At 71.9% G+C, this 22,112-nt stretch carries 21 protein-coding genes; 10 read left to right on the top strand and 11 right to left on the bottom strand.

Going from position 1 to position 22,112, the window contains the following annotated elements; genetic code table 11:
* Nucleotides 1–6 precede the first annotated feature (6 nt).
* From ACQY0Z_RS17955 to ACQY0Z_RS17930, 6 genes are all read left to right on the top strand, one after another.
* Nucleotides 7–267 carry a UBP-type zinc finger domain-containing protein gene (locus ACQY0Z_RS17955; protein ID WP_189901423.1) on the top strand — a complete coding sequence of 87 codons (261 nt, stop codon included), beginning with the start codon at nt 7–9 and terminating at the stop codon, nt 265–267.
* Entirely contained in the window at nt 267–2,039 is a 1,773-nt protein-coding gene (locus tag ACQY0Z_RS17950) for an FAD-dependent oxidoreductase (RefSeq protein ID WP_189901425.1), read from the top strand. Before ACQY0Z_RS17955 ends, ACQY0Z_RS17950 begins: the two co-directional genes overlap by 1 nt.
* A gap of 43 nt (nt 2,040–2,082) precedes the next feature.
* Nucleotides 2,083–2,580: an Hsp20/alpha crystallin family protein gene (locus ACQY0Z_RS17945; RefSeq protein WP_189901427.1), complete on the top strand. Its 498-nt coding sequence runs from the start codon at nt 2,083–2,085 to the stop codon at nt 2,578–2,580.
* Nucleotides 2,581–3,049: 469 nt separating this feature from the next.
* Nucleotides 3,050–4,954 carry an MFS transporter gene (locus ACQY0Z_RS17940; protein WP_347225992.1) on the top strand — a complete coding sequence of 635 codons (1,905 nt, stop codon included), beginning with the start codon at nt 3,050–3,052 and terminating at the stop codon, nt 4,952–4,954.
* A gap of 44 nt (nt 4,955–4,998) precedes the next feature.
* Nucleotides 4,999–5,391, top strand: a complete 393-nt coding sequence (locus ACQY0Z_RS17935) for a DUF2267 domain-containing protein (protein WP_254586059.1) — start codon at nt 4,999–5,001, stop codon at nt 5,389–5,391.
* A gap of 47 nt (nt 5,392–5,438) precedes the next feature.
* On the top strand, nt 5,439–5,867 hold the full coding sequence (locus tag ACQY0Z_RS17930) for a DUF2267 domain-containing protein (protein WP_254586060.1): 429 nt from the start codon (nt 5,439–5,441) through the stop codon (nt 5,865–5,867).
* 24 nt (nt 5,868–5,891) lie between these two features.
* Here the strand turns inward: ACQY0Z_RS17930 and ACQY0Z_RS17925 are convergent, their stop codons facing one another.
* From ACQY0Z_RS17925 to ACQY0Z_RS17915, 3 genes are all read right to left on the bottom strand, one after another.
* On the bottom strand, nt 5,892–7,085 hold the full coding sequence (locus ACQY0Z_RS17925; RefSeq protein WP_439812523.1) for a PP2C family protein-serine/threonine phosphatase: 1,194 nt from the start codon (nt 7,083–7,085) through the stop codon (nt 5,892–5,894).
* A 24-nt stretch (nt 7,086–7,109) separates the two neighbouring features.
* Nucleotides 7,110–7,559: a DUF1931 family protein gene (locus ACQY0Z_RS17920; RefSeq protein WP_189901435.1), complete on the bottom strand. Its 450-nt coding sequence runs from the start codon at nt 7,557–7,559 to the stop codon at nt 7,110–7,112.
* A 203-nt stretch (nt 7,560–7,762) separates the two neighbouring features.
* Nucleotides 7,763–10,252: an alpha-L-arabinofuranosidase C-terminal domain-containing protein gene (locus ACQY0Z_RS17915; protein ID WP_439812522.1), complete on the bottom strand. Its 2,490-nt coding sequence runs from the start codon at nt 10,250–10,252 to the stop codon at nt 7,763–7,765.
* Nucleotides 10,253–10,405: 153 nt separating this feature from the next.
* On the opposite strand from ACQY0Z_RS17915, the gene ACQY0Z_RS17910 reads away from it, so the two are divergent.
* Nucleotides 10,406–10,855 (top strand): DUF6314 family protein, encoded by a 450-nt coding sequence (locus ACQY0Z_RS17910; protein WP_254586063.1) that lies wholly within the window; start codon nt 10,406–10,408, stop codon nt 10,853–10,855.
* Between the two features lie 2 nt (nt 10,856–10,857).
* Here the strand turns inward: ACQY0Z_RS17910 and ACQY0Z_RS17905 are convergent, their stop codons facing one another.
* From ACQY0Z_RS17905 to ACQY0Z_RS17895, 3 genes are all read right to left on the bottom strand, one after another.
* Nucleotides 10,858–11,451, bottom strand: coding sequence for a histidine phosphatase family protein (locus ACQY0Z_RS17905; protein WP_254586064.1), 594 nt, complete (start codon nt 11,449–11,451; stop codon nt 10,858–10,860).
* A gap of 133 nt (nt 11,452–11,584) precedes the next feature.
* On the bottom strand, nt 11,585–12,028 hold the full coding sequence (locus tag ACQY0Z_RS17900; RefSeq protein ID WP_254586065.1) for a GNAT family N-acetyltransferase: 444 nt from the start codon (nt 12,026–12,028) through the stop codon (nt 11,585–11,587).
* 40 nt (nt 12,029–12,068) lie between these two features.
* Nucleotides 12,069–13,505: a PLP-dependent aminotransferase family protein gene (locus ACQY0Z_RS17895; RefSeq protein WP_189901444.1), complete on the bottom strand. Its 1,437-nt coding sequence runs from the start codon at nt 13,503–13,505 to the stop codon at nt 12,069–12,071.
* On the opposite strand from ACQY0Z_RS17895, the gene ACQY0Z_RS17890 reads away from it, so the two are divergent.
* Both ACQY0Z_RS17890 and ACQY0Z_RS17885 read left to right on the top strand, forming a co-directional pair.
* Nucleotides 13,504–14,421, top strand: coding sequence for a DMT family transporter (locus tag ACQY0Z_RS17890; RefSeq protein WP_189901446.1), 918 nt, complete (start codon nt 13,504–13,506; stop codon nt 14,419–14,421). The genes ACQY0Z_RS17895 and ACQY0Z_RS17890 overlap by 2 nt on opposite strands.
* A gap of 287 nt (nt 14,422–14,708) precedes the next feature.
* Complete coding sequence (locus tag ACQY0Z_RS17885; protein ID WP_006132349.1) at nt 14,709–14,909, top strand: DUF1918 domain-containing protein; 201 nt, start codon at nt 14,709–14,711, stop codon at nt 14,907–14,909.
* Here the strand turns inward: ACQY0Z_RS17885 and ACQY0Z_RS17880 are convergent, their stop codons facing one another.
* Nucleotides 14,910–16,163, bottom strand: a complete 1,254-nt coding sequence (locus ACQY0Z_RS17880) for a glycoside hydrolase family 10 protein (protein ID WP_439812521.1) — start codon at nt 16,161–16,163, stop codon at nt 14,910–14,912.
* 211 nt (nt 16,164–16,374) lie between these two features.
* On the opposite strand from ACQY0Z_RS17880, the gene ACQY0Z_RS17875 reads away from it, so the two are divergent.
* A complete protein-coding gene (locus ACQY0Z_RS17875; RefSeq protein WP_189901448.1) occupies nt 16,375–17,235 on the top strand; it encodes a 3-hydroxybutyryl-CoA dehydrogenase in 861 nt (286 codons plus the stop codon).
* A 723-nt stretch (nt 17,236–17,958) separates the two neighbouring features.
* Here ACQY0Z_RS17875 and ACQY0Z_RS17870 read toward each other — a convergent pair.
* The 4 genes from ACQY0Z_RS17870 to ACQY0Z_RS17855 form a co-directional block, all read right to left on the bottom strand.
* A complete protein-coding gene (locus tag ACQY0Z_RS17870; RefSeq protein ID WP_189901450.1) occupies nt 17,959–19,239 on the bottom strand; it encodes an MFS transporter in 1,281 nt (426 codons plus the stop codon).
* Between the two features lie 104 nt (nt 19,240–19,343).
* Entirely contained in the window at nt 19,344–20,087 is a 744-nt protein-coding gene (locus ACQY0Z_RS17865) for a sulfite exporter TauE/SafE family protein (RefSeq protein ID WP_189901452.1), read from the bottom strand.
* The gene (locus tag ACQY0Z_RS17860) at nt 20,084–20,449 is read right to left on the bottom strand and encodes a rhodanese-like domain-containing protein (RefSeq protein WP_189901454.1); all 366 of its coding nucleotides are present in this window, start codon (nt 20,447–20,449) and stop codon (nt 20,084–20,086) included. Before ACQY0Z_RS17860 ends, ACQY0Z_RS17865 begins: the two co-directional genes overlap by 4 nt.
* Before the next feature lie 87 nt (nt 20,450–20,536).
* Nucleotides 20,537–21,895: an MBL fold metallo-hydrolase gene (locus tag ACQY0Z_RS17855; RefSeq protein WP_189901456.1), complete on the bottom strand. Its 1,359-nt coding sequence runs from the start codon at nt 21,893–21,895 to the stop codon at nt 20,537–20,539.
* Nucleotides 21,896–22,112 lie beyond the last annotated feature (217 nt).

Genomic DNA, 22,112 nt, shown 5'->3' with positions numbered 1-22,112 from the left:
TCGGCCATGCCCGTACGGACCGACCCCCACCTCGCCCTCGTACGCCCCGTGACCCCGCGCGCCGCGGGATGCGAGGAATGTCTGGCCACGCGTTCGTCCTGGGTCCATCTCAGGGTCTGCCTGACCTGCGGTCACGTCGGCTGCTGCGACTCGTCGCCGAACCGGCACGCCCGTCGTCACGCGGCCGCCCAAGGGCATCCGATCGCGGCGTCGCTCGAGCCCGGTGAGGACTGGCGGTGGTGTTTCGTCCACGAGGCGTTCGTGTGATGCCCGGCGACGAGACGCGGCCGGACACCACGCCTGTGCCGGACGAGAGCGTCCCCCTCGAGACGCCCGACATCCACGGCGCCTATCCCCGGCTGTCGGAGGAGCAGACGGCCCGCCTGGCGGAGCAGGGTTGGCGCCGCGCCGTCGGCCCCGGTGACGTGCTGATCCGCGAGGGTGAGCGGTGCGAGACGTTCTACGTCATCCTCAGCGGCGCGGTGGCCGTCGTGGAGGGGTACGGCACGCCCGACGAGCACCTGCTCCGGGTGCACGGCCCCGGCCGCTTCATCGGCGAACTCGGCCTGTCGAGCGGGCAGGTGGCCTTCTACACCGCCGTGGTCCGGGACCCCGGCGAGATCCTCGCCCTGTCCATGGACCAACTGCGTGACCTGGTGACCCGGGACTCCCTCCTCGGTGACGTGGTGCTGCGCGCCTGTCTGTGCCGCCGTGCCCTGCTCGTCGGGCAGGGTGCGGGCTTCCGCATCATCGGCTCACGCTATTCGCCCGACACACGGCGGCTGCGTGAGTTCGCCGCCCGCAACCGGCTGCCGTACCGCTGGATCGATCTGGAGACGGACCAGGAGGCCGAGGCGCTGCTGCGCCGCTTCGCCGTCGGTCCGGAGCAGACGCCGCTGGTGATCTGGCGGGACACGACCCTGCTGCGCAACCCGAGCAACGCCGAACTGGCCCGGCTGATCGGCCTGCCGCCCCTGCCGTCGGGCAACGGCCGCGGCGATCTCCTCGTCGTCGGCTCCGGTCCCGCCGGTCTCGCCGCCGCGGTGAACGCCGCCTCGGAGGGCCTCCGCACGACCGTGGTCGAGTCCCTGGCCACGGGCGGGCAGGCCGGGACGTCCTCCCGCATCGAGAACTGCTTCGGCTTCCCCTCCGGCATCTCCGGCGCCGAACTCACCGAGCGCGCCGTGCTCCAGGCGGAGAAGTTCGGCGCCCGGATCAGCGTCCCGGCGGAGGCGGCCCGGCTCGAAGCGCGGGACGACCACCTCGCCGTCGGGTTCGCCGACGGCAGCGAGATCACGGCCCGTGCCGTCGTCCTGGCCACCGGCGCCCGCTACCGCCGCCTCGACGTGCCCGGCATCGAGCCGCTGGAGGGCTCGAGCGTGCACTACTCGGCCACGGTCCACGAGGCCCAGCAGTGCCGTTCCGCCCCGGTCGCGGTGGTCGGCGGCGGCAACTCCGCGGGCCAGGCCGTGCTCTTCCTCGCGGGATTCGCGCCGGAGGTGTATCTGCTGGTCCGCGGGCCGAGCCTCGAGGCCCGCATGTCCCGGTACCTGATCGACCAGATCGAGCGCCATCCGCGGGTGCGCGTGCTGCTGCACACGCGGCTGACCGAGGCGTTCGGCGACAAGGCGCTGGAGCGGGTCACCGTCGCCGATCTCCGCACGGGCCGGCACCGCGACCTCACGGTGCGGGCCCTGTTCGTCTTCACCGGGGCCGACCCCCACACCGCGTGGCTGTCCGGCGCTGTGGCGCTCGACGCACGGGGCTACGTGCTCACCGGGGCCGAGGCACAGGCCTGCTCCGTGCCCGGACTGTGGCAGAGCCAGGGCCGCGACTGCCTGACCCTGGAGACCAGCCTTCCCTGCGTGTTCGCGGCAGGCGACGTCCGCAGCGGCTCGGTGAAACGTGTGGCCTCCGCGGTGGGCGAAGGCGCGATGAGCATCCACTTCGTGCACCGCTGCCTCGACCGCACGGCCACCCCCGGCGGCGCCGGCAGCTTCCCGCTCGTCCGACCGAAGGAGTCCGCTTGGCTCGCATGACACCCAGGCCGCGAGGAGATCACCGAAAGAGGAGGCAAGGGGAATGACCACGCCCGTACGGCGTCACCCCGGTGGCGCGACGCAGGACAGGACCGTCGGCTGGGCCCGCAATCCGCTCACGGAGTTCGACCAGCTGATCAACGAGATGACCGGGCTGCTCGAGTCCACCGTGGGAAGCGCGGCGCCCGCAGCGGCGTGGACGCCCATGGCGGACGTCACGGAGTCCGACGACGCCTTCCACGTCGAGATCGAACTCCCCGGCGTCAAGACCAAGGACGTCGACGTGGAGGCCAACAGCCAGGAGCTGGTGGTCACCGGAGAGATCAAGGAGAGGGAACGCAAGGGCGTCCTGCGCCGGAGCACCCGCCGCACCGGAGCCTTCGAGTACCGGCTGCGGCTGCCCGGAGAGGTCGACATGGACAAGATCACCGCGCGGATGTCGGACGGCGTGCTCAGCATCACCGTCCCCAAGGCCGACGTCGCCAGGCCCCGGCACATCGAGATCAGCGACACGAGTGAGAGCTCGGGGAACAGCTCCTGAGACGCCACCGCGGTTCCGGACGGCGTCCGGAACCGCGGCCGGCCGGACGAGGCTCGAACATCCGGCGGTGACTCATGAACAGGCGTCCCCTGCCACACCTTCCTACCGCGACCGGGGCACGGTACGGGGTCCGCCGTCGCCCCTGTCACCGCGCCGGCGCCAGGCGCGCAACAGGCGGAGGGGAAGGAGACCCAGCGGCGCGCGCCGGCCCAGGTCGGCCTGGTCCTCGCGGTCGAACGCCCGCGCGTAACGCTCCGCGTCCCGCGCCGTCGGATATCGCTTGCTTCCCTCAGCCCCGCACCCGCGCGCGCAATGCCAGCGCATCGACTCGCCCTCGTGGAAGAAGCGAAAACGGTGTCCCAGCAGGTGGCAGCGCAGCATAAACGACCACATTATCCGTATAGGTGCCTTTCGTCCTGTTCCGCTCCCCCAGGCATCAGCCCGTCAACCTGATCGAGGAGACATGCGCATGACCAGCACCTCCGAACTCGGCGTGGTGACCACCAAGGTTCCCGCCCGGCTGGACCGGCTGCCGTGGTCCCGCTTCCACTGGAGGATCGTCATCGGCCTCGGCACCGTCTGGATCCTGGACGGACTCGAGGTGACGATCGTCGGGGCGGTCGCCGCCCGCATGACGGAACCGGGCAGCGGCATCGACCTGACCAGCGCCGACATCGGCACCGCCGCCGCCATCTACGTGGCGGGCGCGTGCCTCGGAGCCCTCCTGTTCGGCAGGCTCACCGACCGTTTCGGGCGCAAGAAACTGTTCATGGTCACGCTCGGCATCTACGTCCTCGCCACCGTCGCGACCGCGTTCGCCCGTGACCCCTGGTACCTATACCTCGCCCGTTTCGTCACCGGCATGGGCATCGGCGGGGAGTACGCCGCGATCAACTCGGCCATCGACGAGCTGATCCCCGCCCGCAACCGCGGGCAGGTGGACCTCGCCATCAACGGCAGTTACTGGGTCGGTTCGGCGATCGGCAGCCTGGTCGCCGTGCTGCTCCTCAACGAGAGCCTGCTGGCGGCCGACCTCGGCTGGCGGCTGGCCTTCGGCCTGGGCGGCGTCCTGGGCCTGGCCATCATGCTGGTACGCCGCCATGTGCCCGAGAGTCCACGCTGGCTGTTCATCCACGGGCACGAGGACGAGGCCGAACGCATCGTCGACGGGATCGAGGCCGAGGTGCGTCAGGAGACCGGCCAGGAGCTGCCGGAGCCGGGCGAGGCGGTCACCGTGCGGCAGCGCAAGGTCATCCCGTTCCGGGAGATCGCCGGCGTGGCCCTGCGGCGGTACCCGCGTCGCGCCCTTCTCGGCCTGGCGCTCTTCGTCGGACAGGCGTTCCTGTACAACGCGATCGTCTTCGACCTCGGCACGCTGCTGAGCGGATTCTTCGACATCGGGTCCGGCACGATCCCGTACTTCCTCGCCCTGTTCGCGATCGCCAACTTCCTCGGGCCGCTCCTCCTCGGACGGCTGTTCGACACCGTGGGCAGGAAGCCGATGATCACCGCCACCTACTTCGGATCGGCGGTCGTGGCCACCGTCCTCGCGGTCCTGCTGATGACCGGGTCCCTGACCACGCTGTGGTTCTTCCTGCTGGTGTCGCTGACCTTCTTCGTGGCCTCCGCGGGAGCGAGCTCGGCCTATCTGACGGTGAGCGAGGTCTTCCCCATGGAGACCCGCGCCCTGTCCATCTCGCTGTTCTTCGCCATCGGCACGGCCGTGGGCGGGATCACCGGGCCGCTGCTGTTCGGCCACTTGATCCACACGGGCAACGCCGACCTGGTGGCCATCGGCTTCCTCGTCGGAGCTGCGGCCATGGCGCTGGGCGGTCTCGCCGAGGTCTTCTTCGGCGTGCGCGCCGAACAGCAGTCCCTGGAGAACATCGCCCGGCCGCTCACCGCCGAGGAGGTGGAGGCGGACTGGCGCGGCGAGCCCGCGCCGCAGACCGAACGGGACCTCGGCCGGCCGGCCGAGGTGCAGCAGGCGGCGCACGAGCGCGACCGGCGGATCGCCGACCGCACCGCCCGCCGCCGGGAGCGGCAGCGCGCCGGACTCCGCCGCTACCGCCCGGGCACCGGGCAGGGCAACAGGATGTACTCGCCGGGGATGGCCGGCACCGCGGGCGCGGCGAGCCGTACGTCCGCCATGGCCGAGCAGCGCCTCGACGACGAGATCGAGCAGATCACCCACGCCCTCCAGGAATCCGGCCCGACGAGCCGTGATGAGCTCAAGAAAGCCGTGGGCGGCCATTCCTGGGGCCCCCGGCGCTTCCGGCGCGCCCTGCGGGAGTCCGAGCGGGAGTCCAGGGTCAGGGACGTCGGCCACGACACCTACGCGCCGGCGGACGGACGCGACAGGTCCGGCAGCTAGCCGGACACCCCCGCCGGCGGTGACCGGAACAGAAGGAGGCCGCAGTGAAGTACGACGAATTCCTCGCCCGTGTACGGGAGCGCGGCGAGTACAAGGACAACGACGAGGCCGCGCACGTCACCAACGCCGTGCTGGAAGTGCTGGCCCAGCGGATCAGCCCCGGAGAGGTCAGGGATCTGGCGTCGCAGCTGCCCGGCCCGCTCGGGCAGGTGCTGGAGGACGCCGCGCCTCAGCAGGCGCGGAGCTTCGGGATCGAGGAGTTCCTGCGCCGGGTCGCCGAGCGCACCGACGCCCGGCCGCGTACGGCGGAATGGGACGCGGGCGCGGTCCTGTCCACCCTGGGCGACGCCGTGACCGGCGGAGAACTGAACCAGATCATCAGCCAGCTCCCCTCGAGCTACGCGGCCCTGTTCGGCAAGGCCGACCTCGCGGGCTGAGCCCGTGGCACCCGGAACGTAGCACCCGGAACGAAAGGCCCACACAAATGGTCGACACAGGCTTTTCCTCGTTCGACACGATGGTGGACAAGGCCAACCGGCTCCTCAAGGACATCGAGGATGCCTTCGGATGGCCCAAGGACCGGCGCAAGCAGTCCTACGCGGCGCTGCGGGCGGTGCTGCACCCGCTCAGGGACCGGCTCCCGGTGGAGACGGCCGTGCAGTTCGGCGCGCAGCTGCCGACTCTCGTCAGGGGTGTCTACTACGACGGCTGGAAACCGGCCGAATCGCCCGTGCGGATGAGCAACGACGAGTTCATGGCGCGGGTCAGGAGCGAATTCCCCTACGCGGTCGAGGGCGGCCCCGAGAAGCTGGTGCGCACTGTCCTGAAAACCATGGCGCTCCATGTGAGCGCCGGTGAGTGGGAGCACGTCAAGGCCCGCGTGCCGAACGCGTTCGCCGCGCTCCTGCCGTGACTCCGCCACGACGCGGTCCCCTGGTCACGGATCAGGGGGCTGCCACTCGAACATCAGGATGGTGGCGTCGTCGCTGAGCTTGTTGTGCCGGTGGTCGAGGATGGAGTGGATGAGCAGGCGCAGCACTTCCGGGGCGTTCTGCCCCGCGGCGGTGGACCGGATGATGTAGTCGGTGAAGCGCTCCAGGCCGAACTGCTCGCCCTCCTCGTTGCGCGACTCGACGACGCCGTCCGAGTAGAGGAGGATGCGGTCGCCCGGTTCCAGGCGGACCTCGTGCACCTGACGGGCGGTCCCGGCGAGACGTGCGGGCAGTCCCAGAGGGGGCTCGGACGGCCGCTCCAGCGCCTTGTGGAGCAGGCGGTGGCGGCGGATGAGCAGCGGGGCCGGATGACCGCAGTTGCACCACCTCAGCACGCCGGTGCGCATGTGCAGTTGCGTGAAGACACCGGTGCAGAACTGCTCCGGGAGCCACTTCGCCAGCGCGTCGTCCACGGTGCCCACGAGTTCGTCGAGGCCCGCCCCGCTGCGCCGGGCGTTGCGGCAGCCCGCCATGGCGACGGAGGTGGCGAGTCCGGACGCCAGGTCGTGCCCCATGCCGTCGAGGACCGTGGTGTGCAGGATGTCCTCGGTGAACACGTGGTCGAAGGCGTCGCCGCCCAGTTCGTACGCGGGCTCCAGGGCCGCCGTCGACACCACCCGACCGGTTCCGATCGACCGGGGAGGGAGGAAGGCGCGCACCATCTCCGTGGGGAGATGCATCGGCCTGGTCCGCATGCGCTGCGCGATGGTGTCGCTGTAGGTGCGCTGGGACGTGATGATCAACGCGAGGAGCGACGCCGCCGTGCGGCAGCGCCGCAGGGTGACCCCGTCCAGCGAGTCCATGGTCAGTTCCAGAACGCCCAGCCGCTCCGCTCCGTTGGCGAGGGGCAGCCATACGTTCAGCTGGCCGGACGGAGTCTCCTCCACGCGGAGGGAGTCGGTGCGGTAGGTCCAGCCCGCCAGCGACGTCTCGAGGTCCAGGTCCGGCTCGCCCTCGACGAACGGCACCAGCAGTCTCTGCTGGATGTCGACCAGGTAGATCGCGGCCGTCCCCAGGCCCATGGCCTCGGCGTACCGGTTCAGGACGACGGGCAGCTCCGCGGGGGACGCCAGCTGGGCCGCCCCGACGAATTCTTCCAGCAGGAGCTCTCCCGACCCGACGGACGCGTTTCTCTCCATACCTTCGAGGATCCCTGCCACCGCTCACAGAAGCAGGTCGAAGACGGCTCGGGCCTCGTCCCAGTGCTGGGTCTGCGGGTTCTTCAGGTCGGGGTGGAGGATCTTGAAGCTCTGGGCGAGGGCGAGGCTGAGTCCGCCGATGATCTCCGGGTAGGCCGCCTCGGTCTCCTCGTCGGGCGTGCGGTCGAGAGCGGGGTGGGTGGCGAGCTGTTCGAGGATCGGCTCGAGCTCCACCTCCTCGTCGATCTCCCGGAAGCGGTGGATGCTCTCCTGCAGGCCCTTCGTGATCGGCAGGTCCCAGGTCCGGACGACGTCCCGCCCGTTGGCCTTGGCCGTGGCCTGGGCGACGGTGAGCAGATCGTAGAGCTTGGCGTCGACGAAGTCGCTGTAGCGCTTGAGATCGTTCTTGTCGACGTCCAGCCCCGCGGCCGCACGGAAGAACCTCTCGAACCTGGCGATGGACATCACGGTCATGACGGCAACCTCCGGCTGCGGGGGCCGGGCGAGTCCCGGCCCCCAGTCCTCCAGCCAGCGTGGCCGACGGGGCATCCGAACGCTTGCGCATGCCGGGCCGAACCGGCCCGTCCCGCATTGCCCTGCCAGGCCCATGAGGCCGACGGGCTTCCCCCGGGGCCGGCCGGCCCGGCCGGCCCCGGGGGATCACGCGTTCCGCGTCGTCACCTCCGGGCGATCCTCATGAACGTCACCGAGTGCGGCGGGAAGGTGTACTCGAACGTCGGCGCCACTCCGCGGAACGTCGAGGTCACCGGGGTGACCGGGGTGTCCGTCTCGGTGTTCGTGTCGTCCGGGTCGGCGGCCAGGGTGGTGACCCGGGCGCGGGAGGAGACGCGGGCGGTGCCGAGGCCGACGGAGGTGCGGGCCTCGGACGGCTGGGCGTTGACGACCTTGAGGAGCAGGTCGCCGGTGCGGGCGTCCTCGGTGACCACCTGGCGGAACGGCTCGGCCGGCTTGTCGTCGGTGAAGCTCCCCCACTCCTCGCCGTCGAGGTACAGGGTGACCCTGCGGCCGCGCACCTCGACCTCGATGTCGTACGCACGGCCCGTCTCGATCGAGCCCGGCCTGGAGATCAGGGTGGACTTGCCGCCGTCCACGGCCTGCTCCACCGCGGACTGCGTGTTGTTCCAGCCGCCCAGGTTCCACCAGTAGTAGTTCCCGGTGTCCTTCACGCCGAAGGCGACCAGGAAGCCCTCCTTGCCGGAGCGCTTGACCGCCCTGACCCGCAGGTCGTAGTCGCGCCACTCCGGGTCGCCCGCGGTGACCAGGGTGTTCTCGGCGGCCTCGTCGGTCTGGACGTAGCGGCCGTCCTGGACGGTCCAGCTGCCGCCGCCGACGTGGCTCCAGCGGCCGGCGCCGGCCGAGAAGTCGTCGCTGAGCAGCGTGGTGCCGTCGGCCGCCGTCACCTCGACGTCGTCGTACGCGGCGCTCGTCGCCCAGGTGGAGAGACCGACCGCGCCGGTGATGGGGCCGCTGACGTCGGGCGTGGTACTGGCTCGTGAGGGGATCACCCGGTCGCCGACGTTGGTCATGAACAGCTTCTGGACCTCGTAGTTCGCCGAGCCCCAGGAGGCGCGGTTGTTGAACCAGATCATGTCCGGCCGCCACTGCACGTGGTCCTCGTTGGCCAGCAGCGGCGCGTACGAGGCGAGCTTCACGACGTCGGCGTTGCGCTCCAGGCCGGTCATGTACGCCGCCTCGGCCAGGGCGTTCTTCCAGGCGTTGCCCTGGGAGGCGTACTCGCCGAGGAAGACCTTCGGGCCCTGCCGGTCGTAGGAGTCGTAGCGGTCGTTGTTCTGCAGGAACCACTGCGGGCTGTTGTAGTAGTGCTCGTCGACCATGTCGACGCCGCCCTCGCGGTTGAGCCGCCAGGCGGTGTCGAAGACCGTGCCGGTGTCGTCCGGGCCGGAGTTGGAGATCACCGTGATCTCCGGGTGCTCCGCCTCGATGGCGGCGCGGAACCGCTGGAAGCGGGCGAAGAACTCGTGCGGCAGGTTTTCCTCGTTGCCGACGCCGATGTGGGTGAGGCCGAAGGGCCTGGGGTGGCCCATCTCGGCGCGCAGGGCGCCCCACTTCGACGTCCTCGGGCCGTTGGCGAACTCGATCAGGTCGAGGGTGTCCTGGATGTGCCGCTTCAGCAGCGCCTCGTCGTCGGTGGCCCTGTTCTGGCCGCAGCCGGTGACGAGCGCGGGGACGACCGGGAGCGGCATCGCGCCGACGTCCTCGGCGAAGCGGAAGTACTCGTAGTAGCCGAGTCCGTAACTCTGGTTGTATCCCCAGAAGTTGGCGTTGGTGGCGCGTTCCTCGACCGGGCCGACGGTGTCCTTCCACTGGTAGGCGCGCCTGCGCTGCCAGCCGGAGGCCTCGCTGTAGTCCTCCATGGAGCCGGTGTTGACCAGGCAGCCGCCGGGGAAGCGGAGGAAGCCGGGCTGCAGCGCGGCGATCTTCTCTGCGAGGTCCTTGCGCAGCCCGTTGGGCCGGTTCTTGTACGTCTCGCGCGGGAACAGCGACACCATGTCGAGGGCCGCGTCGGCGGAGGTGGCCACGGTGAGGCGGCCGCGGCTGCTGGTGCGGGACGCGGTGAACGTGGCCTTGTACTGCGTCCAGCCGCCCCGTACGGCGACCGTGCGGCTGTCGGCGAGGGTGCCCGCCGCGTCCTTGAGCGTGACGGTGAGGGCGGCGCCGGCCTCGGCGCGGGCCCACACCGAGAAGTCGTACCGCTTGCCCTGCTCGACCCGGATGCCGGTGTTGTGGCCGGCGTTGGTGACGGAGGAGCCGGCGCCGAGGGACAGGTAGGTGCGGTTGCGCTCGTTGAGCCGCCCGGAGTCGTCCCGCGCCTCGGCCGTGCCGGAGGTGGTCCAGGAGGTCAGGGGCGTGTAGGAGGCGTGGTCGGCGGTGGAGTACTCGAAGGAGCGGTTCTGGACGAGTTCGGCGTACAGACCGCCGTCGGCGGCCCGGTTGATGTCCTCGAAGAAGACGCCGTACATCGTGTCGCCGATCGCCGGGCCACGGGCGCCGGTGTCGACGGTGATCGTGTAGTCGGTGACGTCCTCCGCGTGGGCGGGGACCGGGAGCAGAACGGCGGCCGTCAGCAGGGCGGTGCCGGCGAGGACGGCTCTGCGGCGGGTGCGGTGCCGGGCGGTGCGTGACATGGATACTCCGCGGCTCTTGGGGGGAGTGGGCGGTCGTTCGTAATGTCGGACGCTGTGCAGCACTTCGAACGGCAAGATAGGGAGGGGGCAGGAGCACGTCAATGGGGCGTGCGGCACCGCGGAGCACGAGAGAGCACGGGAGAACGGGACGCCATGGGCGAGTTCTGGCCGGTACCCGACGTACTGGCGTATCTGGGCGGCGCCTGGCGGGCCGAGCGCGTGGTGCGGGACCTGGCGGGCGGGGACGAGGGGCGGTTCAGCGGGACCGTGGTGTTCGAGCCGCTCGACGACGAGGACGGCTTGCTGCAGCGGGAGTCCGGCGACTTCACCTGGCGCGGCGCCACGCGACCCGCCGAGCGCACGCTCCGCTTCCTGCGCGGGCCCGACGGCACGGCGGACGTGCGGTTCGCGGACGGCCGCTTCTTCCACGGCCTGGACCTCGGGTCCGGCCGGCACACCGCCGACCACCCCTGCTCGGCGGACCTCTACCGGGGCGAGTTCACCGTGCGGGACGCGGACCACTGGCGGGTGGTCTGGCGGGTGCGCGGCCCGGCGAAGGACCTGGAACTCGTCACGGAGTACGCACGCACTCCCGTCACGTGAGGTCAGGCGCGCAGGGGCTGGGCCGAGACGCTTTCGAGCCGCAGGCTCCAGCGGCCCGGCCGCCCGGCGACGCTGATCGTCGACAGCGAGCGGACGTCGATGTTCCAGTAGGTGCCGGGCGGCGCCTTCAGCGCGTAGACGAGCGCCGCGCGGATCACCGACGGCTCGGCCACCGCGACCACCCGGCAGCCGTCCTCGGCGGGCCGCGTGTCGAGCCAGTTGCCGACGCGTCCGATGAAGTCCAGCAGGGACTCCCCGCCGTGGGGTGTGGACCGTGGCTCGGCGAGCCAGGCGTCCACCGCCTCCGGCTCCCGGGCCATCGCCTCACCGAGGGTCAGTCCGCGCCAGCGGCCCATGTCGCAGTCGCGCAGGGCGAGCTGGACGAGCGGCGCGTACCCGAGGCCCTCCCCGGTGGCGCGGCTGCGGGGCGCCGGTGAGCAGTAGCGCAGGTCGGCCGCGGCCAGGGGCAGCAGTTCGTGCGCGACGCGTTGCACCTCGCTCCATCCGGCCTGGTCCAGCGGCCGGGAGTCCTCGAAGCGCTCGGACAGCACCGTGGAGCTCCCCGCCGCTGCGACGAACGTGACCCGAAGTGCCATGCGGCGATGGTCAGCCGCCGGGGTCGGCTGGTCAAGGGGTGTCGGCCGGCCATGACGCTTGGTGGCGCGGGCCTCACCCTCCGCCGAGGGCATACGGCACAACCCCGGCCCTATGCGCCCACCGGATCGGGCCTCACACCTGCTCGAAGATCAGCGCCATCCACTGGTCCGGCCGCTCCAGTGGCCGGAACCCGAGGGGCGCGTACACCTCGTGCGCGTCGTGCGTGGCGAGCAGGACGCGCCGTACGCCGTACTCGCGCACGTCGTCCCGTACGGCGGTGACGAGCGCGGTGCCGATCCCCTTGCCGCGGACGGCGGGGTCCACGTACACGTCGCACAGCCAGGCGAAGGTGGCCCTGTCGGTGATGACGCGGGCGTACGCCACCTGCGCGCCGGTGACCGTGTCGTACACGCCGAAGTTGAGGGAGCCGCGGATCGCCCTGTCCTGTGTCTCGCGGGGGCGGCCGAGGGCCCAGTACGCGTCGGTGGACAGCCAGCGGTGCACCGTGCCGGCGTCGATGCGGGCGGGGTCGGCGGAGATCTCGTAGCCCTCGGGCAGGCGGGGATCGGCAGTCATGCGCCGATGCTGGCAGCCGGTGACGGCGGGCGTCGAGCCGTTATCCCACCACCTGGGACCAGGCCGCGCGCAGCCGGTGCACGCCTTCCGTGATCTCGCCGGCGCCGGCCACGGCGGCGAAGCTCAGGCGCAGGTGCCCTGCGGGCGGTTCGGCGCTGAAGTAGGGGCGTCCGGGGGTGACGGCGACGCCCGCGCGCAGTGCGGCGGCGGTCAGGGCGGACTCGGACGCGCCGTCGGGGAGGCGCAGCCACAGGTGGTAGCCGCCGGAGGGGATGTGCGGCAGGGAAAGGCCGGGCAGCTGGAGGCGGAGGGCGGCGGTCATGGCGTCTCGGCGGGTGCGCAGGGCGGTGGAGACGGCACGCAGATGGCGGGGCCAGGCGGACGAGCCCACCAGCTCCAGAGTGGCCTCCTGGAGCGGGCGCGGCACGAAGAAGGTGTCGACGATCTGGATGGCGCGCAGCCGCTCCAGCACCGGGCCGTGCGCGGCGAGGGCGCTCACCCGGAAGCTGGGCGAGGTGGCCTTGGTCAGCGAGCTGACGTGCACCACCACGCCGTCGGGATCGTCGGCGGCGAGCGGGCGCGGCAGCGGGCCCGCGTCCTCGTGCACCAGCCGCCGTACGAAGTCGTCCTCGACGACGAACGCGCCGGCCCGCCGGGCGATGCGCAGCACCTCGGCGCGCCGCTCGGGGGCGAGGACGGCGCCGGTGGGGTTCTGGAAAAGGGGCTGGCAGACGAAGACGCGGGCGCCGGTGGCGCGGAACGCGTCGGCGAGGAGGGACGGGCGTACGCCGTCGGCGTCGACGGGTACGGGCACCGGGCGGAGTCCGGCGGCGCGGGCGATGGCGAGCATGCCGGGGTAGGTGGGCGACTCCACGAGGACGGGGGCGCCGGGCGGGGCGAGGGCGCGCAGGGCGGTGGTGAGCGCGGACTGTCCGCCCGCGGTGACCAGCACACCGGCCGCCGTCACAGGTCCGCCGATGGCGCGCGCGAACCATTCGCGCAGCTCGGGCAGCCCCTCCATGGGCGGCCTCCCCCAGGCGCCCGGTCTGCGTCCGGCGCGGGCGAGCGCGGCGGCCATGGCGCGCTCCGGCTGGAGGGAGGGGTGCAGGTAGCCGCCGTTGAACTCGATCACTCCGGGCGCGGGGGCGGCCAGCGAGACGAGGACGCCGGACGCGTCGACCGAGCGCGGGACGAGGTCGGCGGCGCCGTCGGCGCTGAGGGCGACCTCCTGCCAGGAGGTGTCCCCGGTGGGAGCGGCCGGTGTGCGGGGCACGGCACGGAAGGCTCCGGCGCCGGGGCGGGTGACGACGAGTCCCTCGGCGGCGAGCCGCGCCAGCGCGCGGGAGACGGTCACAGGGCTGACCCGGAACCGCTCGACGAGGGCACGGCTGGACGGGAGCTTCTCACCGGGAGAGTAGCGGTCCAGCTCCTGCCGCAGCTGTTCCGCCAGTTCACCGACGCTGTTACGCTCTTGCATGAGAGCACAGAGTAGCGCTACTACCTCCGAGCCGATAGCGGTTGCCGCTCCCCCGCGCGGCCGTGGCTTCGGCACCGTCCAGGCCGCCCTCGGGGTGGTCGCCTTCTCCCTGACCTTCCCCGCCACCGCCTGGGGTTTGGAGGGCTTCGGGCCCTGGTCGCTGGTGGCGGTGCGCAGCGTGCTCGCGGCGGTGATCGGCGGGGGCTGTCTCCTGGCCCTGCGCGTCCCGCTCCCGGACCGCCGCCACTGGGCGGGGCTCGCGGTGGTCGCGGCGGGGGTGGTGCTGGGCTTCCCGATGCTGACCACGCTGGCGCTGCAGACGTCCACGACGGCGCACGCGGCCGTGGTGGTCGGCCTGCTGCCGCTCACCACGGCCCTCTTCTCGTCCCTGCGGACCGGCTCACGCCCCTCGCGCACCTTCTGGGTCGCGGCCCTCGCGGGCGCGGCGGCGGTGGTGGCGTTCACCGTGCAGCAGAGCGGGGGCGCGCTGACGTCCGCGGACCTGTACCTCTTCGGCGCCCTGCTGATCTGCGCGGCCGGCTACACCGAGGGCGGGCGGCTGGCCGGCGCGATGCCGGGCTGGCAGGTCATCGGCTGGGCGCTGGTGCTGTGCCTGCCGCTCACGGTGCCGGTGGCCGCGGTGGCCCTGACCACGGAACCAGTCGAACTGACCGCGCACAGCGTGACCGGCTTGCTGTGGGTGGCGGCGGGCTCCCAGTTCCTCGGCCTGATCGTCTGGTACCGGGGCATGGCGTCGATCGGCATCCCGAAGGCGAGCCAACTGCAGCTTGCCCAGCCCTTGCTGACCTTGTTCTGGTCGGTGTTCCTCCTGGGAGAACACCTCCCGTGGGCGGCACCGGTGACGGCGATGGCGGTGCTGGTGTGCATCGCGGTGACGCAGCGGGCGCGGGGGTAGGCCACCGTGGCGGCCGACTGAGCAGGGTGTGCCGTTGGCGGGCGCGGAGCCAGGCCGCGGGGGCGGCCGACCGAACGCGGCGCCGCGGGCGGGCGCGGAACCAGACCGCGGGCGCGAAGCCAGACCGCAGGCGCGAAGCCAGACCGCACGCACGGCCGACCGAACAAGACGTCGCAGGCAGGCGCGGAGCCAGACCGCGCACGCGGCCGACCCGCTGGCGCGTTCCGCCCCCCGCCGTAGACTCGAAGGAGCATGGACCGCTGCTCCCTTCAGGTGAGGAGGCGACGATGCGCGCAACCGTGGGTGACCAGCTTGTCCAGCACGGCAGGGTGGTCGGCCAGCACGACAAGGTCGGCGAGATCGTCGAAGTGCTCGGCCGGGACGGCGACCCGCCGTACCGGGTCCGGTTCGAGGACGGGCACGAGGGCATCTGCTCCCCCGGCCCCGACACCGAGATCCGGCACCGGGAGGTCGTGACCCGGCACTGATCAGGACGGGGGCCCGGCGGGCCGGCCGTAGTGGTCGGCCACCATCCGTGCCATCGCCCCGACCGGATCGGCCGTCACCTCGCGCGCCGCGAAGAACACGTGCCCCCGCATCTCGGGGTACCGCTTCGCCAGCGTGAGGTGACGGGACAGTTCGGCGGGGTCCTGCCAGGCAGCGGGCTGCGCCGGATCCCCCGCCTTGTACAGCGCCTCCCCCGCGTACAGCCGCGTCCCCGAGCCGCGCACGACGTCGGCCCACCAGGGCACGAGCTTCGCGTAGTCCGCCGCGGCGAAGCCGACGCTCCAGTACAGCTGCGGGCAGATGTAGTCGATCCAGTTCTCCCGCGCCCACTTCCGCGTGTCCGCGTGCAGATCGTCGTACGACTGCACGCCCGCGCGCGTCGCGGAGCCGAGCGGGTCGACGTCGGCGTTGCGCCACACCCCGAAGGGACTGATGCCGAAGCGCGTGCCGGGGCGGATCGTCCGGATCGCCTCGGCGGTCTCGTGGACGAGCCGGTCGACGTTGTCCCGCCGCCAGGCCGCGCGGTCCGGGAAGTCGGCGCCGTGCCGGTCGTACGTGGCGTCGTCGTCGAAGGTCTGCCCGGCCACCGGGTACGGGTAGAAGTAGTCGTCGAAGTGGACCCCGTCCACCGGGTAGCGGCGCACCGCGTCCAGCATGGCCTCCCGCACGAACGCCCGGACCTCCGGCAGACCCGGGTCGTAGTACAGCTTCCCGCCGTACGGGATCACCCAGCCGGGGTTGCGGCGGGCCGGGTGGGAGGCGGCGAGCCGCATGGGGTCGGCGTGCATGGCGACCCGGTACGGGTTGAACCAGGCGTGCAGGTGCAGCCCACGGGCGTGGGCCTCGGCGACCGCCGTGCCGAGGGGGTCCCAGCCGGGGTCGGCGCCCTGCGTACCGGTGAGGTACTGCGACCAGGGCTCGTGCGGCGACGGCCACAGCGCGTCGGCCGTGGGCCGCACCTGGAGCATCACGGTGTTGAGGCGCGCGCGGACGGCGGCGTCGAGGTGGGCGAGCAGTTCGGCGCGCTGCCGGTCGGCGCTGAGGCCCGGCCGGGACGGCCAGTCGCGGTTGGTGACCGTGGACACCCACATGCCCCGCATCTCGCCGGCGGCCGCGCCGCCCCGTCCGGGCCCTCCCGCCGTGCCCGTGTCCGGCCCCGGCCGTGGCGCGGCGGACCCCTGCGTCATGGCCGTCAGCGCGGCCAGCGCCGCCGCCGCGAAGCCCCTGCGTGACACCCACACCCTCGCCCCTGCCTCTCCCCTGACGCCCCTCTGCGGCGACATCTGTCACGATCGTCCCGGAACCGCCTGGTCAGGGCGGGTCTCCCGGCCAGGATGCCCCACCCCCGCGATCGATCATCGATACTTCGGAGTAACGTGCACGAACGGAGCAGGCGCCGGGACCCGGCACCCTGCCACAGCCGTAAGCAGTAGCGAAAGGGACGATGTGACCGACATCGAACGCGTCGGAGTGGTGGGCTGCGGTCAGATGGGCGCGGGTATCGCCGAGGTGTGCGCCCGTTCCGGGCTGGACGTCAAGGTCGCCGAGACCACCGGCGAAGCCCTGGAGATCGGCCGGACCCGGCTGTTCAACTCCCTGTCGAAGGCGGCGGAGCGCGGCAAGATCAGCGAGGAGGAGCTGGAGGCCACCCAGGCCCGGCTCACCTTCACCACGGACCTCGGCGAGTTCGCCGACCGCGATCTGGTGATCGAGGCCGTCGTCGAGAACGAGCAGGTGAAGACGGAGATCTTCCAGGTCCTCGACCAGGTCGTGACCCGCCCCGACGCGATCCTGGCGTCGAACACCTCCTCCATCCCGCTGGTGAAGCTGGCCGTCGCCACGTCCCGCCCGGACCACGTCATCGGCATCCACTTCTTCAACCCGGCCCCGGTGCAGAAGCTGGTCGAGCTGATCCCTGCGCTCACCACCTCCGAGGGCACCCTGAGCCGCGCGCAGGTCTTCACCGAGAAGGTGCTGGGCAAGCACGCGATCCGCGCCCAGGACCGCTCCGGCTTCGTGGTCAACGCGCTGCTGATCCCGTACCTGCTGTCCGCGATCCGGATGTTCGAGTCGGGCATCGCCAGCCGCGAGGACATCGACAACGGCATGGAGATGGGCTGCGCCCACCCGATGGGTCCGCTCAAGCTGTCCGACCTGATCGGCCTGGACACGGTCGCCTCGGTCGCGTACTCGATGTACGAGGAGTACAAGGAGCCTCTGTACGCCGCTCCCCCGCTGCTGCAGCGGATGGTGGACGCGGGGCGGCTCGGCCGGAAGTCGGGCTCGGGGTTCTACACGTACGGCTGACATCTCAACTATGGGCCCTGAGCTGGGAGTTCAGCTCAGGGCCCGCAGTTTTGCCCATGGCGGGGACGACGAGAAGAGCTCCAGACCGGCGCCGGCCCTGGGCTTTCCCTGCGATGCGGCGCTGTCCCTTCTTACGCAGGGAAATGTCCCTGATGCACCCCTCGGACAAGCAAGAAAGTCCCTGAAAAGTCCCTGGCTGCGACCTAGCCGACATCCTTCTGACCTGTGACTCTTTCCCTGAGAGCACACCCCTGTTCGGCTTCGTCGGCCTCGAGTTCCAGCGCTTCTTCTCCTCCAAGACCCTGCGCGATGTCGGCCGTTAGTAGCCGTCGCAGTTGTTGCGCGCTCCACATCCGTGCGCATGCGGCACGCCCGCATACGGCTGCACGGAGCGAGGAGAACAGGCGACCGTCGCACTGGGTGTCGTCTCAACGACACGGCAAAGGGAACACCCCTGCGCCGAGTTGCCCTCTCGCTCGCAAACTTGCCCATCACGGAGGACTCGTCAACTCTGCGGCCCCTTGCGACTGCGCAGTCGCCGTCGGCACACCTGATGCGCTGTCTATACGGACCAATGAGTGATCGATCCGCGCTCCGGCTCGTCCGCCGCACAACTGTTATGGGCAGGGCTTCGTCTTGTCCGTTGTCCATCGGCCACCAGGGGTGGCGCCCACGGCTTCGAAGACCCCACCTGGGTGATGGCGCCTCTGACCGCTGTGTCCCTCAGCGGGTGTCGGGCCGGTGCTCGGTGATCCAGCGGGCGGCCAGGAGTCCGGACGCGGCGGTGAGTGCGGCGGCCGTGATGACGGTGGCGTTCAGGCCGAGGGTGTCGGCGAGGGCGCCGGCGATGAGTGCGCCGGCGGCGTAGCCGATGTCGCGCCAGAAGCGGTAGGTGCCGAGGGCGTTGACGCGCCAGGCGGGGTGGGCGTGGTCGGAGACGGAGGCGATGAGGGCGGGGTAGACCATGGCGGTGCCGAGGCCGAGGGCGACGGCGGACAGGGTGCCGGCGAGCAGGGGGTTGTCGAGCAGGGCGAGGGCGAGGACGAAGCCGGCGGCCTGGACGAGCATGCCGGTGACGATGAGGGGTTTGCGGCCGATGCGGTCGGCGAGGTGGCCGGCGGGGATCTGGCCGATGCCCCACAGGATGGGGTAGAGGCCCTTGATGAGGCCGACGGCGGCCAGGCCGAGGCCGTGGTGGGTGAAGAGAAGGGGGAAGACGCCCCAGGTGAGTCCGTCGTTGAGGTTGTTGACGAGGCCGGCCTGGCTGGCGCCGCGCAGGGAGCGGTCGCGCCAGGAGGTGCGGGCGAAGGTGGCGGCGAGGCCGGGCGTCTCGTCGGCGGGCGCGGGCTTGGGGTGCTGGGCGAGTTCGAGGGCGACGTGGGCTGCGGTGTCGCGGACGACGAGGGACAGGGCGAGGCCGGCGACGACGAAGACGACGCCGAGGAGTTCTGGCACGGGGCGCAGGCCGTAGCCGGTGGCGAGGTAGCCGGTGAGCAGTGCGGTGACGCCGACGGCGGCGTATCCGGCGGCCTCGTTGAGTCCGGTGGCGAGTCCGCGCCGGGCGGGCCCGACGAGGTCGATCTTCATGTTGACGGTCATCGACCACGCCAGGCCCTGGTTGAGGCCGAGCAGGATGTTCGCGGCGATGATCCACCCCCAGGACGGCGCCCAGGCGAGCACGAAGGGAACAGGGACACCGATCAGCCAGCCCGCGAGGAGGAGTTGCCTGCGGCGGAAGCGTGCCGTCAGGGCTCCGGCGGCGAGGTTGGTCAGGGCCTTGGTGAGACCGAAGGCGATGATGAACGAGAAGACCGCCAGGTCGCTCGTCAGGCCGAAGACGTCGGTGCCGATGAGCGGGACGGTGGTGCGTTCCAGGCCCACCAGGCCGCCGACCGCCATGTTGACGACGACGAGGAGCGTGAACTGGAGCCAGTTCTCCCGCAGCCCGAGGCGCACGGCGGGTCCGGCGGGCCGCTTCGTCGCGGTGGTCGTGGTCGTGGTCATGCGTCGGTGTCCTTGAACGGTGCGGGTGCAGTTGGCGGGGAGAAAGTTCCGGCCGGCCTGCTGTGCGGGCCGGAGGGAGTCGGCGGGGGAGCCGTCGGAGGGGGTCAGACGAGGGCGTCGGCGAGCATGAGGGCGGCGACCGCGAGAAGTACGTAGGCGAAGATCCGCTGCAGTGTGTCGCCGGTGAGCCGCTTCGCGTGGCGTTTGCCGTCCCAGGCGCCGAGGATCGCGGCCGCGGTGAACGGTGCGATGACGGTCCAGTCCAGGTGCGTGGCGGTTCCGGCGCGGGCGGCGAGTGCGGCGAGCGAGTTGACGGTGATGACCAGCAGGCTGGTGCCCAGGGCCCGGCGCATGGGGAGGTTCAGCACCCGGACCAGGGCGGGGACGGCGAGGAAGCCGCCGCCCACGCCCAGCAGGCCAGTCACCGCACCGAGTCCGGCGCCGGCGGCGCCCGCCCTGACGGGACGCACCTCGCCGGCGGCCGGGGTGCGCGCGGGCCGCAGCATGCCCACGGCGGCGACGGAGGCGACGATCGCGAAGGCGACGGTCAGCCCCACCGGGGGCAGGTGGCCGGCGACCGTCCCGGTGAGCGCCGCGGGTACGACGCCGGCCGCCGCGAACAGCAGGCCGGTCCGCCAGGCGACGTTGCTGTCCCGGGCGTGTCCGGCGAGCGCGGTCACGGAGGTCACGGTGACGATGACCAGGCTGGCCGTGATCGCGTCCGCCGGGCTCAGGCCGAGCAGGTAGGTCAGGGCCGGCACCGCCAGGACGCTGCCCCCGCCGCCGAGTCCGCCGAGGGCGAGGCCGACGACGGCTCCGGCGACAAGCGCGAGGATCAGAGCCGTCATGCCACCGAGCCGCGATTTCCGCGTCCGTCGACGACCGGGTATCCGTGGTCGGCCCATGCTGTCATGCCGCCCCTGACGTCCACCGCGTCAACGCCGCGCGCGGAGAGCAGTTCGGCGGCCTTCTGCGAACGGTTGCCGCTGCGGCAGATCACCACCAGCGGCCGTCCCTGGGCGGCCTGCGGCAGGTCCGCACCCGCCGCCAGGGCCGACAGGGGCGCGTAGACGGCGCCGGGTGCGCGCCCGGCGTCCCACTCGGCCCGCTCGCGTACGTCCAGCAGGACGGCGGTGGCGCCGTCGCCCTGGGTACGCCGGTGGGCCTCGTTCGCGGAGACACGCTTTGAATTCCGGGAGAACAGGGACATCACAAGACCTTCGGAGAAGAAGTGGTGCAGGTGGTGGGGCGGCCGCGGGGTTGGCGGGGTTCGGTGCCGTGTTGCCGGGCCTGCCGCTCAGCCGGGGAGAACGGTCAGGCCGGCTTCGGTGGCGGAGTCGAAGCCGTCGTCGACGGCCACGACATCACGGCCTGCGGCGTCGAGGAGCGAGGCCGCGATCCCGGCCCGCATGCCGCCGGCGCAGTGCACCCACACGGTGCCCGCCGGGACCTCGCCGAGCCGCTTGTGCAGCTGGTGGATGGGGATGTGGACGGAACCCTCGATGTGTCCGGCGGCGCGCTCGGAGTCGCGGCGTACGTCCAGCACGACGATCCCGTCGGTGCCCTGCTCGGCCAGACCCGCGAAGGTGGAACGGGGGAAGGACGCCAGCGGGGCGCCGTCGCCGGCCCATTCCCGCGGGGTGCCGGTCGCGGCGGCCGCGGGCCGGTCGATGCCGACCCGGACCAGCTCGCGCTGGGCGGCGGCCAGCTGCTCCGCGGACTCGGCGAGCAGGGTCACCGGCTTGCCCCACGGGATCATCCAGGCCAGGTAGGTGGCGAGCTTGCCGTCCGCCTCGAAGTTGAACGATCCGGCGACGTGGCCCTCGGCGAAGGCGACCCGGTTGCGCAGGTCGACCACCCATTCGCCGGCCGCGAGCCGGGCGGCGATCTCGGGGGCGTCCGCGACGGCCGGAGGGGTCAGGTCCACCGGGGCGGGACCGCCCGCGTTGGCCGGGCCCATGTGCGCGTAGTAGGCGGGCACGTCCTCCAGCCCGGCCAGGATCTCGGCGACGAAGGAGTCCACGTCCGTGGTCAGCGCCGTGTTGACGCTCTTCTCCTTGCCGATCGTGGTGGCGTCGCCCTCGGCCTGTGCGGACGAGCAGAAGCTGCCGAAGCCGTGCGTGGGCAGGACGGAGGTCTCGTCCGGCAGCTCGGCGGCCAGCCGGTGGGCCGAGGCATGCTGGGCGCGGGCCAGTTCCTCGGTCAGGCGGGGCTCCACCAGGTCGGGTCGGCCCACGGTGCCGATGAGCAGCGACCCGCCGGTGAACGCGACCACCGGCTTGCCCTGCTCGGCCAGCACGTAGGCGGTGTGGTGCGGGGTGTGGCCCGGGGTGGCCACGGCCCGCAGCTCGAGCCCATCCTCGACCGTCACCGTGTCGCCGTCGGCCACCGGCACCCGGTCGAACGACACGTTGGCGCCGGCCGGCACCAGGTAGGCGGCGCCTGTGATCCGGGCCAGCTCGAGACCGCCGGTGACGTAGTCGTTGTGGACGTGGGTCTCCACCACGTGGGTGATCCGCACGCCCCGCCGGGCCGCCGCCGCCAGGACCTGGTCGATATCACGCGGCGGGTCCACGGCCACGGCCGCGCGCTCGCCGCCGGCCAGGTAGTGCCGGTTGCCGAGGCCCTCGAGTTCGATGGTGTCGATGAAGAACACGAAGCTGCTCCCTTCCTCGAAAATACCCCCGTAGGTATCTGTCCACCACTGTAACAGTGATACCCGGGGGGGTATTCCTCCGCGTGGGCGAGTACCTCGGCCTGGCCGCGGTCAAACCGGTTCGCAGAGGGACGGCGGTCGAACCGACGGACGGGGTGGGGCGGGCGCGCGGCGGATGCGGACGGCTGTGGCCCGCGGCAGAGTTCCGCCGCGGGCC

Origin of the sequence: Streptomyces sp. P9-2, assembly GCF_051903975.1 — a bacterium.
GTDB lineage: Bacteria > Actinomycetota > Actinomycetes > Streptomycetales > Streptomycetaceae > Streptomyces > Streptomyces cellulosae.
The sequence above is the reverse complement of the archived record's forward strand: the minus strand, read 5'-3'. Positions and strand labels throughout refer to the sequence as shown.